The organism is Mycolicibacterium phocaicum, assembly GCF_010731115.1.
In the GTDB taxonomy this organism is placed as follows: domain Bacteria; phylum Actinomycetota; class Actinomycetes; order Mycobacteriales; family Mycobacteriaceae; genus Mycobacterium; species Mycobacterium phocaicum.
This window is the reverse complement of sequence record NZ_AP022616.1, coordinates 2003416-2014707: the sequence shown is the minus strand read 5'-3', so window position 1 is coordinate 2014707 and position 11292 is coordinate 2003416. Positions and strand designations below refer to the sequence as shown.

Here is an 11292-nt window from a genome sequence, read left to right as displayed (position 1 = left end):
GTGACCGAGACCGACATCCGGGCAGAAGACGCGCGCCTGGAGCTGTTGCGGCGCAAGCTCGCCGAGCGCGGCCTGCAGTCCCAGGGGCAGGCACAAGCGGGCGACGGCACGCCCGTCGTCCCGGTGCTGTCCGACGGCCAGCGCCGGATGTGGTTCGTGCAGACCGCCGAACCCGAGGGCGCACTGCTCAATGTCTGTGTGTCCTTTGTGATCACCGGCGCGCTGGACCACCAGCGCCTGCAGGACGCGGTGACCGCGGTGGCCCGCCGCCACCCCGTCCTGCGCACCACCTATCGGGCGGATGCGACGGGCGAGCCCGGTCTGACGATCCACGACGAGTTGGCACCGGGCTGGAGCACACACGACCTCAGCGACCTGCCGGAGGCGTCGCGCACCTTGCGGCTCGAGGTGCTGGCGCAGCGGGAGTTCGGCACGCCGTTCCGGCTCGACACCGAATCGCCCTTGCGCATCAGCCTGATCCGCACCGGCGCGGACGAGCACATCATGCTGCTCACCGCGCACCACATCGCCTGGGACGACGCGTCCTGGCAGGTGTTCTTCGGCGATCTCACGCGGGCCTACGAAGGTGAGCAATTGCCCGAGGTGATCCCGGCGCCCGTGCCGGCCGAAGACCACACCGAGGCACTCGAGTACTGGCGCTCCGTGCTCGCCGATCCGCCTGAGCCGCTGGAACTTCCGGGTGCGCACGGCTCCCTCGTGCCGACCGGCCACCGCTCGCAGCGCGTCACCCGGCGTATCGATGCCGCTACCGTGGCCCGGATCGGCGAGCTGGCCCGCCAGACCGCGGCCACGCCGTACACCGTGCTGCTGGCGGCCTTCGGCGCCGTGCTGCACCGCTACACCCACACCGACGACATCCTGATCGCCACCCCGGTCCTCAACCGCGGCGGCGGCACCGAGGACGCGCTGGGGTACTACGGCAACACGGTGGCGCTGCGCCTGCGTCCCGAAGCGCGCCAGAGTTTCGGCGAATTCGTCACTCATGCCAAGGACACGACCCACGGGGCGTTCGCCCATCAGCAGATCAACCTGGACCGCGTGGTGCGTGAGCTCAACCCGGACCGCCGCCACGGTGTCGAGCGACTGGCCCGGGTCTCGTTCGGCGCGCGCGAGGCCGACGGCCGCGGCTTCTGCCCGTCCGGGATCACCTGCCGCCGGGCCGAGTACCGCGGTCACCAGACCCAGCTGCCGCTGGGCTTCATGGTGGAATTCGACGACGACGGGGCGCTGGTCGAGGCGGAGTACCTGACCGAAATCCTCGACGCCGCACTGGCCGACCAGATGCTGCGGCACTACGTGGTGCTGCTGGAATCCGCGCTGGCAGATCCGGGCCGGCCCCTGGCCGAGTTCGCGTTGATGGACGACGCCGACGCCGACTGGCTGCGCCGGATGGCCACCGGCGAGCAGTTCAGCACCCCGGACACCACGCTGGCCGCGTTGATCGAAGCGCAGGCCGAGCGCACCCCGGATTCGGTCGCCGTCGCGTACGAGGGCCGGTACTACACCTACCGCGAACTCAACGCCGAAGCGAACCGGTTGGCGCACTGGCTGATCGGCCAGGGCATCGGTACCGAGGACCGCGTCGCGGTCCTGCTGGAGAAGTCGCCCGAACTGGTGATCACCGCGCTGGCGATCGTCAAGGCCGGCGGTGTGTACCTGCCGGTCGACCCGACCTACCCCGAGGACCGGCTGTCGTTCATCCTGAGCGACGGTGACCCGAAACTCGTGATCCGTGAGCCGATCACCGACCTCGACGGACTGCGGGACGACAACCCGACCGATGCCGACCGGGTTCGGCCGCTGACGGCAGCCAACACCGCCTACCTCATCTACACCTCGGGGTCGACGGGTCTGCCAAAGGGCGTCCCGGTGCCGCACCGGCCGGTCGCCGAGTACTTCGTGTGGTTCGTCGACGAGTACCAGATCGACGCCGACGAGCGGCTGCTGCAGGTGGCCTCGCCGAGCTTCGACGTGTCCATCGCCGAGGTGTTCGGCATGCTGGCCTGCGGTGCGCGCCTGGTGATTCCGCGCCCCGGCGGTCTCAACGACATCGGGTACCTGACCGAGCTGCTGCGCACCGAGGGCATCACCTCGATGCACTTCGTGCCCTCGCTGCTGGGGCTGTTCCTGTCGCTGCCGGGCGTCAACGAGTGGCGCAGCCTCAAGCGGGTGCCGATCGGTGGCGAAGCCCTGCCGGGTGAGGTGGCCGACAAGTTCCACGCCACCTTCGATGCCCTGCTGCACAACTTCTACGGCCCGACCGAGACCGTCATCAACGCCAGCCGGTACCGCGTCGAGGGCAAGCAGGGCACGCGCATCGTGCCGATCGGCAAGCCGAAGATCAACACGCAGATGCACCTGCTCGACGACGCGCTGCGGCCCGTGCCGGTCGGCGTCATCGGCGAGATCTACATCGGCGGAACACATGTCGCGCACGGCTACCATCAGCGGCCCGGTCTGACCGCCGAGCGTTTCGTCGCCGACCCGTTCACCCCGGGCGGCCGGCTCTACCGCTCCGGCGACCTGGCCCGGCTCAACGTCGACGGCGACATCGAGTTCGTCGGTCGCGCCGACGAACAGGTCAAGATCCGCGGCTTCCGTATCGAACTCGGCGAGATCGCCGCCGCCATCGCGGTGGACCCCAGCGTCGGCCAGGCCGTCGTCGTCGCGAGCGACCTCCCCGGGCTGGGCAAGAGCCTCGTCGGCTACCTCACCCCGGCCGAGCGTGGCGATCTGGAATCGGTTGACGTGCAACGGATCAAGGCGCGGGTGGTGGCAGCACTGCCCGAGTACATGGTGCCGGCCGGCTACGTCGTGCTCGACGAAATCCCGATCACCGCGCACGGCAAGATCGACCGCCGCGCACTACCCGATCCGGACATCCAGTCCCGCACCGCATTCCGTGAACTGACCACCGACACCGAGCGGAAGGTCGCCGAGCTGTTCGCCGACCTGCTCGGCGTCGAGCAGGTCGGTGCCGATGACTCCTTCTTCGAACTCGGCGGGCACTCGCTGCTGGCCACGAAGCTGGTCGCGGCGATCCGGGCGCGGTGCAACGCCGACATCGGGGTGCGTGAGGTATTCGAGCTGGGCACGGTCGCCGAGATCGCCGCGCGCGTCGACACCGGGGCACCGCGCAACCGGCCCCCGCTGCTCGCCATCGAGCACTCCGGCCCGCGTCAGATGTCGGCATCGCAACTGCGCCAGTGGTTCCAGTACCGCATCGACGGTCCGGGGCCGGTCAACAACATCCCGTTCGCGGCCCGGATCACCGGCCCGTGCGACGTCGACGCCTTCGTCAGCGCGCTCGGTGATCTGGTCGAACGGCACGAGGTGCTGCGCACCACCTACACCGAAATCGACGGTGTGCCTTACCAGGTCGTGAACGACCCGGCACCGCTGCCGGTGCGCCGCGCGCGCGGCGCCGACGAGGAGTGGCTGCAGGCCGAACTCGACCGGGAGCGGCGCTACGTTTTCGACCTGGAAGCGCAGTGGCCGATCCGCGCCGCGGTGCTGTCCATTCCGGGCCAGCACGTGCTGTCGATCATGGTGCACCACATCGCCGCCGACCACTGGTCGGCCGGCGTGCTGTTCACCGACCTGGTCACCGCCTACCGGGCGCGTCTCGAGCAGCGGGCACCCGAGTTCGCGCCGTTGCCGGTGCAGTACTCGGACTACGCGGCCTGGCAGGCGACGCTGCTGTCCGACGAGTCGGGACTGCTTGCCGCGCAACGGGACTACTGGCGTGTCCAGTTGGCCGAACCGCCCGCCGACCCCGGTCTGCGGCCCGACTTCACCCGGCCGCCGGTGCTCTCGGGTGAGGGTGCGTCGGTGCCGTTCGTCGTCGATCCCGAGGTGCGGACCAAGCTGACCGCGCTGACCCGGGAACTCGGCATCACCGACTTCATGCTGCTGCAGTCCGCCGTGGCGGTGGCACTCGCGAAATCGGGTGAGGGGCTCGACATTCCGCTCGGCACCCCGGTGGCCGGCCGCACCGAGGCCGAACTCGATGCGCTGGTGGGCTTCTTCATCAACATCCTGGTGCTGCGCAACGACCTGAGCGGCGACCCGACGCTGCGCGAGATTCTGGTCCGCTCCCGGGACACCGCGCTGGCGGCATACGCGCACCAGGACCTGCCGTTCGACCACGTCGTCGATGCCGTCAGCCCGGCCCGCTCGCTGTCACGCAACCCGCTGTTCGGTGTCGTCGTGCACGTGCGCGAGGACCTGCCGACCGACCACGTCATCGATTCGCGGACCGACGGCGACACGACGTTCACCGCACTCGAGCCGACCTTCGACGTGGCGCACGCCGACCTGTCGGTGAATTTCTTTGCCACCCAGGACGGTTACCGCGGTCACCTGATCTTCCGTACCGACCTGTACACGGCGGAGACCGCGCAGCGCCTCGCCGACCGGCTCGTCCGGGTGATCAACGGCATCGCCGAGAACGCCGATCAGCGGCTACGGGAGCTGCGGGTCGACGAAGCCTTTGAAGCAGCGGGGGCAGGCGGCATTCTCGTGCTCGATGAGTGGCATCAGCCTGTGGGCATCGGCGTGGTCGGCGACATCTACCAGGAGTCGGCACCGACCGGCGAACGTGGTAGGTGGCTGGCCGACGGGCAGCTCGAGCGCATCGAGGCCGTGCAGTTGCGCGCGGCGCGAGCCGGGTCGACGGTGGTGGAGCCCGCACGGACCGACACCGAACGCGCCCTCATCGCCCTGCTGGCCGAGGTGCTCGACGCCGAAACCGAGATCGGCCGGGGCGACGACTACTTCAGCCTCGGTGGCGACAGCATCAAGGCGGTCCAGCTGGCGGCGCGTGGCCGTGACGCGGGTATGAAACTGACCGCCCGCATGGTGTTCGAGTACCCGACGGTGCATGAGCTGGCCGCGGCCATCGACGCCCGGTCCGCGGCGGATACCCAAGGGGCACAAGGTGAGGACCGCGAGCATGCACCGATGACGGTGTCGGGGCTCTCCGCCGAGGAACTCGCCGAACTGACCGCGTCGTTCGCGACATCCTGGACCGCACCGCAGGATCCGCAGTGACCACACTGCAACCGGCGCCGGTCATCGAGGACGTGCTGGCGCTCAGCCCGCTGCAGCAGGGGCTGTACTCGATGGCGCAACTCGATCAGGCGGATGACCCGTATCTGATCGCGATGTCCGCCGACATCGACGGCGACGTCGACGCGGTCCTGCTGCGGGACTGCGCGGCGGCCCTGCTGGTGCGTCACCCCAACCTGCGGGCCAGCTTCGTGCAGGCCGGAGCCCGCACGGTGCAGGTGATTCCGAGTGCGGTCGACCTACCGTGGCGGCAGCTCACCGCGGCCTCGCCCGACGCTGCCGACGACCTCGAAGCGCAGGAACGGCGGCGGTCGTTCAGCCTGGAGCGGGGACCGGCGATCCGGTTCCTGCTCATCGAGATGCCGGAACAGCGTTGGCGTTTCGCGGTCGTCGCGCACCACATCGTCATCGACGGGTGGTCGCTGCCGTTGTTCGTCGGTGAACTGCTCGCACTGTATGCGGCCGGCGGCGACATCTCCGTGCTGCCTGTGGCGCCGCGCCCGTACCGGGATTACATCGGGTGGCTCGCGGCCCGCGAGCCCGAACTCAGTCGCCGGCTGTGGCAGCAGCACCTGGCCGGGCTCGACGGCCCGACGATGCTGGCACCGGCGCTCGGCTCCGGTGAACTCGGCGATGACCTGCCCCACACCACCGAGATCAAGGCATCCGCGGGCGAGACGCACCGTCTGGTCGAGGCCGCCCGGGCCCGTGGCGTCACGGTCAACACCCTCACCCAGATGGCTTGGGCGGCAATCCTGTCGGTGCTCACCGACCGGCGTGACGTCGTCTTCGGCGTCACCGTCTCGGGCCGGCCGGGGGAGCTGGCCGGCGTCGAGTCCATGGTCGGTCTCTTCATCAACACCGTGCCGCTGCGAGTCCGGCTGGACCCGCTGCGCCGCGTCGGCGAGCAGTGCCTGGCCCTGCAGCGCGATGCCGCCGAGCTGCGTGAGCACAGCTACCTGTCGCACACCGAACTGCGCTCGCTCGGCGGTGTCGGTGAACTGTTCGACAGCCTCCTGGTCTATGAGAACTTCCCGCCCGGCGGCTTGGTCGGCAGCGGTGAATTCGACGTTCGTGGCGCCACTTTCCGGCCCCGGGCGCTGCAGAGCCTGGCGCATTTCCCGGTCACGGTCGCCGCGCACCTCACCGGTGGTGAACTGACCGTCCTGGTCGAGACGAAAGACGGTGCCACGGGGCTGATCTCACCCGAGGACCTCGGCCGGCAGGTGCTCGCGGTGATGCAGCGCCTCGTCGACGGCTGGGACCGGCCGTTGCGCGACGTCGGTATTCAACTTGTCGGACCCGAGGTGGCAGTGCCCCCAGCTGCCACCGAAACCGGTGGCATCCACGAGAAGTTCACCGCCACGGCGCGCAACAAGCCGGGTTCGGTGGCGCTGTCCTATGACGGCGGCGCACTGACCTTCCGCGGTCTCGACGAGGCGTCCGACCGCGTCGCCGCCGAACTGCGGCGGCGCGGCGTCGAGACCGAGGCGCCGGTGCCGGTGCTGCTGCGCCGGGGGCCCGACTACGTCGTCGCGATGCTCGGCGTGCTCAAGGCCGGTGGGTTGATCGTGCCGCTGGACCCGTCGATGCCCGCCGACCGGGTCGAGGAGATCCTGGGCCAGACCAACGCGTCGGTGATCGTGGACGACGCCCTGCTGGCCGCCGCGGGCACCCATCCCGTCGGCGAATTCACGCCGCTACCAACACATCCCGGCCAGGGTGCCTACATCGTCTTCACGTCGGGTACCACCGGCAAGCCCAAGGGCGTGATCGGCACCCACGCCGCGGTGCTGTCCTATGCCGCCGATCATGCCGCCCGGGTCTTGCACCCGGCGGTGGCGAAAGCCGGTCGGCCACTGCGGGTTGCGCACGCTTGGTCGTTCACCTTCGATGCGGCCTGGCAGCCGCTGGCCGCGCTGCTGGACGGCCACGGTCTGCACATCGTCGGCGACGAGGTGCAGCGTGATGCCGAGGCGCTGGTGGCGACCATCGGGCAGTACGGCATCGACCTGATCGACACCACGCCGTCGATGTTCACGCAGCTGCAAGCCGAAGGACTGCTGACGACGGTGCCGCTGACCGCGCTGGCACTGGGCGGCGAAGCCGTCGACCCGAACGCGTGGGCGGCCATCCGCGGCGAGTGCGACCGCACCGGCATGTCGGCCTACAACTGTTACGGCCCAACCGAAACCACCGTCGAAGCCGTCGTGGCCGCGTTCACCGAGCACGACGCGCCGTCGATCGGGCATCCGACCACCGCGACGCGCGCCTACGTGCTGGACGCGTGGCTGCGGCCGGTGCCCGACGGTGTCACCGGTGAGCTCTACCTGGCCGGTGGCCAGCTCACCCGCGGTTACCTGGGCCGCGCCGGCGAGACGGCCGCGCGATTCGTCGCCGACCCGTTCGTCGCCGGCGCGCGGATGTACCGCACCGGCGACGTGGTGCGCCGCGATCCCGCCACCGGCGGTCTGCAATTCCAGGGGCGTTCCGACGATCAGGTGAAGATCCGTGGTTTCCGGGTGGAGCCCGGCGAGGTCGCCGCCGTGTTGCACGCGCATCCCGGGGTGCGGCACGCGCATGTCACCGTCCGGCGGCACGGCAGTGGGCCGCGGCTCGTCGCATATGTCGCGGGGGCGGCAGGTGCCGCCGAGTTGCGGCGCATGCTGGCGTCCCGGCTGCCGAGATACCTGGTGCCGCACCACATCATCGCCGTGGACGAGATTCCGCTGACGGTCAACGGCAAGGTGGACGACGCGGCGTTGGCCGCGATCGACGCCGCCGCCGGGGCCGGGCAGGCAGCCGCTCCGGCCACCGCGACCGAACTGGCCGTGGCGGAGTTGTTCGCGGACGTCCTGGAGGTGGCCGATCCGGCCGGGCTCGACGTCACCGCCGACTTCCTCGATCTGGGGCTCGACAGCATCGTGGCACTGTCGGTGGTTCAGGCCGCGCGCCGCCGCGGTCTGGCGGTGCGGGCCCGGATGATGCTGGATTGCAGCAGCATTCGCGAACTGGCCGACGAACTGGATGCCGAGAACGAGTTGGCCGCGGCGGCCGTCGAGGAGTCCGGACCGGTGCCGGTGCTGCCCAACGTGCATTGGCTGTACCAGTACGGCGATGGCCGGCGCCTGGCCCAGACCCAGGCGGTGCGGCTGCCGGACGCCATCACCGCCGAGCAACTGAACACGTTGCTGCACAGCGTCATTGCCGCGCACCCCGCCCTGCGCAGCCGGTTGGACCGGGCCACCATGACCCTGGTCGACCATCCGGTCGGCGACGTCCTCTCCGAGGTCACCGTCGACGGTGACCTGGTGGCCGCGGTGGCCGAGCAGACCGATCTCGCGGTCGAGCGGTTGGATCCGGAGCAGGGTCGCCTGTTGCAGGCAGTGCTGCTGCACCCACAGGACAGCGCGGGGCGCTCGGGCGGCAAGGTGCTGGTGCTCAGTGCCCATGTGCTGGCCATCGACCCGGCATCCTGGCGAATCGTGCTCGGCGAGTTGGAAAATGGCTGGCACGCGCTGGAGTCCGGTGCCGAACCCGCCGCCGTCCGCGAGCACACCAGCTACCGGGCCTGGTCCCGGCTGGTCGCCGAGCGCGCGCAGGACCTCGACACCGCGGACTTCTGGGAATCGCAGGTCGCCGGGCCGGATCCGGCGCTCGGCAGCCGCCGGGTGAAGCCCGAGACCGACTGTGCCGCAGACGTGGTGATGTCGATGGCGGTCATCGACCCGGACCTGACCGCACGGCTGCTCGCGGCCAGCCAGCCGGTCACCGATCTGCTGGCCGCCGCGACCGCCCGCACCATCACCAGGTGGCGGCACCGCCGCGGGCAGGAGACTCCGGCTCCGCTGGTGGCGCTGGAGACCCATGGCCGCGCGGACACCGTCGTCTCCGCGGACCAGGTCGACACCGGCGACACCGTCGGCCTGTTCAGTGCCATCTACCCGGTGCGGATCAGTTCCGAAGCGCCACACCAGGTCAGCGCCGAGATCGCCGCGGTCCCTGGGCATGGCATCGACTTCGGGCTGCTGCGGTATCTGCGTGCGGACACCGCGGAGCGGTTGTCGGCGTACCCGGAGCCGCAGGTGCTGCTGAACTACCTGGGCCGGGTACATCTCGGGGCGAGCGGAGCGGCACTGCAGCTCGACGGCACGCTGCTGGCCGGGGCGTCACCGGTACCCGAACCGAACTACGCGGTGCACCACGAGCTGACGCTGCTGGCGGGCGTCATCGATCACGACGGCACCGCGGCGCTCGGTGTCCAATGGCGCACGGTGCCGGACATTCTCAGCGCAGACGATATTGCCGAATTGCAACAGCTGTGGGAATCGCAGCTCAGGGAAGTGGTGAAATGACAACCCCGAACACCTTGGCCGTCATCGGCGCCGGCGCCAAAGCGGTCGCCGTGGCCGCCAAAGCCGCCGAACTGCGGGCCATGGGCGTGGCCGCGCCCGATGTCATCGCGGTGGAACGCCTGGGCGTCGGCGCCAACTGGCAGGCCGCCGGCGGCTGGACCGACGGCCGGCACCGGCTGGGCACCGGACCGGAAAAGGACGTCGGCTTCCCGTACCGGTCGGCGCTCGTGCCGCGCCGCAACGTCGAACTCGACGAACGGATGATGCGGCACAGCTGGCAGTCGTACCTGATCTCGACGGGACAGTTCGCCGAGTGGATCGACCGCGGCCGGCCCGCACCCACGCACCGGCGCTGGAGCCAGTACCTGGCATGGGTGGCGGAAAGCGTTGCCATGCAAGTGGTCACGGGTGAAGTCACCCAGCTGTCGGTGGACGGTGACCAGTGGGTGCTGCACTGCCGCGATCAGCAGGTGCGTGCCGACGGCGTGATGATCACCGGGCCGGGGCAGGCCGAGCGCTCCATCCTGCCGGGACATCCGCGGGTGCTGTCGATCGCCCAGTTCTGGCATCGCGTCGCGCAGGACGAGCGCATCAATGCCGAGCGGGTCGCCGTCATCGGCGGTGGCGAGACCGCCGCCACCATGCTCGATGAGCTGTTCTCGCACCGGGTTTCGACCATCACGGTGATCTCCCCGGGCGTCACCCTGTTCACCCGCGGTGAGGGCTATTTCGAGAACACCCTGTTCTCCGACCCGACGGGCTGGGCCGGCCTCAGCATCTCGGAGCGCCGAGATGCCATGGCCCGCACCGACCGTGGCGTGTTCTCCGCCCGCGTCCAGGACTCGCTACTGGCCGACGACCGCATCCGGCACCTGCGTGGCCGCGTCGCCCATGCCGTGCCCCGCGAAGACCGGATCCGGTTGACGCTGCAGACCGAACGCGACTCCGGCTGCCTGGAGACGGTGCACGGTTTCGACCTGGTGATCGACGGTTCCGGCGCCGATTCCATGTGGTTCGCGCCGCTCCTGAGCCAGGACGCGCTGGACGTGTTGGAACTCGGTATCGGTGCGCCACTGTCGGGCGACTCGCTGCAGCGGGCCATCGGCTACGACCTCGCGGTCAGCGGCGTGACGCCGAAGTTGTTCCTGCCCAGCCTGTCCTGGCTCACGCAGGGCCCCGGATTCCCCAACCTCAGCTGTCTCGGTCTGCTCAGCGACCGCGTGCTGGGTGCCGAATATGCCACACCATCCGTGAGGAGAAGCGATGAGCAGCAATCCGTTCGATGACGAGAACGGCGCGTTCTACGTCCTGATCAACGACGAAGAGCAGCACAGCCTGTGGCCGGTGTTCGCCGACGTGCCCGCCGGTTGGCGGGTCGTGTTCGGTGAGAGCACGCGCGCCGACTGCCTGGCCTACGTCGAGGAGACCTGGACCGACATCCGGCCCAAGACGCTGCGGGACACCTTGGTGGGCTGAAGCGGTCCGTCGAGTCACGCCACTTGATCCTGCGCTCACGGTCTCACCCACTCGGGTTTTTGCGCCGTAGCCGCGGAATCAGTGCCGGCCTCACGTCGATTCTGCGCCTGGGGTCTTCGCCACTCGAATTTTGTGGGCCTCAGCGCAGAATCAATGCCAGAAGGCATTCGCTTGTCAAGTGCCCAGCACGCGCATGCGCGCGAATGTGCAGCCAGAGCGTCTCCCGCGCAGATCCGACGATCTGCGCGCACCGTCGCGAAGCGGCCACACCGCACGTGACGACGAATGTGCAGTCAGACCGTCTCCGCCGCGGATCCGACGATCTCTCCGCACCCTCGACGCATGTGGATTTCTGCGCTGTCCCGCACGC

The 11292-nt window shown here is 69.7% G+C and carries 4 protein-coding genes; all 4 read left to right on the top strand.

Going from position 1 to position 11292, the window contains the following annotated elements:
* From G6N46_RS09790 to G6N46_RS09775, 4 genes are read left to right on the top strand one after another with little or no spacing between them, the layout of a single operon-like run.
* On the top strand, window positions 1-5073 hold the full coding sequence (locus tag G6N46_RS09790) for a non-ribosomal peptide synthetase (protein WP_138248448.1): 5073 nt from the start codon (window positions 1-3) through the stop codon (window positions 5071-5073).
* The gene (locus tag G6N46_RS09785; protein WP_138248449.1) at window positions 5070-9446 is read left to right on the top strand and encodes a non-ribosomal peptide synthetase; all 4377 of its coding nucleotides are present in this window, start codon (window positions 5070-5072) and stop codon (window positions 9444-9446) included. The genes G6N46_RS09790 and G6N46_RS09785 overlap by 4 nt, the downstream gene beginning before the upstream one ends.
* Window positions 9443-10732, top strand: a complete 1290-nt coding sequence (mbtG, locus tag G6N46_RS09780) for an NADPH-dependent L-lysine N(6)-monooxygenase MbtG (protein ID WP_138248450.1) — start codon at window positions 9443-9445, stop codon at window positions 10730-10732. Before G6N46_RS09785 ends, mbtG begins: the two co-directional genes overlap by 4 nt.
* A complete protein-coding gene (locus G6N46_RS09775) occupies window positions 10710-10922 on the top strand; it encodes an MbtH family protein (RefSeq protein ID WP_138248451.1) in 213 nt (70 codons plus the stop codon). Before mbtG ends, G6N46_RS09775 begins: the two co-directional genes overlap by 23 nt.
* The last annotated feature ends 370 nt before the right edge of the window (window positions 10923-11292 follow it).